Below are 1,356 nucleotides of genomic sequence, written 5' to 3'. Positions count from 1 at the left end.
CTTTAACTGATCATAGCTCAGCAGCAGACAAATATCAGCCTCGTTTATCTAATACAGAATCAACTAGGCCATAGGCTTCAGCTTCTGCCGCACTCATAAAGTTATCACGGTCGGTATCACGTTCAATAACCTCTAAAGGCTGGCCTGTATGATCGGCCAACATTTGATTCAATTTATTCTTAATACCCAAGATCTCTTGCGCATGAATAGCGATATCAGACGCCTGACCTTGGAAACCGCCTAATGGTTGATGGATCATAACGCGAGAGTTAGGCAGACAATGACGCTTACCTTTGGCACCACCGGCTAACAAAAATGCGCCCATACTCGCCGCCTGACCAATACAAACAGTGCTGACATTTGGCTTAATAAACTGCATGGTATCATAAATCGCCATGCCCGCAGTGACCGAACCGCCTGGAGAGTTGATATACAAGTAGATATCTTTATCTGGGCTTTCTGACTCTAAAAAGAGTAACTGAGCAACAATGAGATTCGCCATATGCTCTTCGACTTGGCCAACCAAGAAGATGACACGCTCTTTTAAGAGACGAGAATAGATATCATATGAGCGTTCACCTTTGGCTGTTTGTTCAACAACCATTGGGACGAGTGCATTCAGTACTGATTCTGGCGCATTTTGCATTATAAACTTCCCTAAATAAAAATGGCTCGCATGAGGAGCCTCATACGAGCCATTATAAATGGCTAACAGCCATTTAAGTCAAGCATAGGTTACGCGCGACCTGTAGCCTTGTTCATAAATTCTTCGAAATTGACGTCTTTCTCAGTCACTTTCGCAGAATTTAGCAATGCTTCAACCGCTTGTTCTTCTAGCGCAACGTTACGCATGTTCTGCATCATCTCTTGGTTGCTGTTGTAATATTCAACAACTTCACTTGGATCTTCATAAGCAGAAGCCATAGAAGCGATCAACGCTTGTACGCGCTCATCTTCAGCTTTAAGTTCGTTTGTTTTGATCACTTCACCAAGAAGTAGACCCACTTTCACACGACGCTCAGCTTGTTCAGTGAATAAATCAGCTGGAAGCTCAGGCATGTTAGCGGCTTGATCACCAAAACGTTGCATAGCTTGTTGACGAAGAACATTCACTTCACCGTCGATAAGTGCTTTTGGTAGCTCAATTTCATTTTGTGCTAACAGACCATTTAACACTTGCTCTTTAACATTCGCTTTAAGCGCTTGTTCAAGCTCGCGAGTCATGTTTTTAGTGATTTCAGTCTTAAGGGCTTCTAAGCCACCGTCAACAACACCAAACAACTTAGCAAATTCGTCGTTAACTTCTGGAAGGTTAGCCGCTTGAACTTCTTTAAGGGTGATTGCAAACTTAGCAAC

At 43.1% G+C, this 1,356-nt stretch carries 1 protein-coding gene and 1 pseudogene; both read right to left on the bottom strand.

Going from position 1 to position 1,356, the window contains the following annotated elements; all coding sequences use genetic code 11:
• Positions 1-34: 34 nt before the first annotated feature.
• On the bottom strand, positions 35-646 hold the full coding sequence (gene clpP / locus L876_RS0120760) for an ATP-dependent Clp endopeptidase proteolytic subunit ClpP (protein ID WP_028765510.1): 612 nt from the start codon (positions 644-646) through the stop codon (positions 35-37).
• Between the two features lie 89 nt (positions 647-735).
• Positions 736-1,356 (bottom strand): annotated as a pseudogene (locus L876_RS0120755) (trigger factor); the annotation flags it as partial.

It is taken from the genome of Shewanella colwelliana ATCC 39565 (assembly GCF_000518705.1).
Classification (GTDB): domain Bacteria; phylum Pseudomonadota; class Gammaproteobacteria; order Enterobacterales; family Shewanellaceae; genus Shewanella; species Shewanella colwelliana.
Note: the sequence above shows the minus strand (reverse complement) of the source record. Positions and strands in the feature narration are given on the sequence as shown.

Excerpts from the sequence above, each read along its gene's own strand:
- clpP (WP_028765510.1), bottom strand. The coding sequence starts at position 646 with ATGCAAAATGCGCCAGAATCAGTACTGAATGCACTCGTCCCAATGGTT.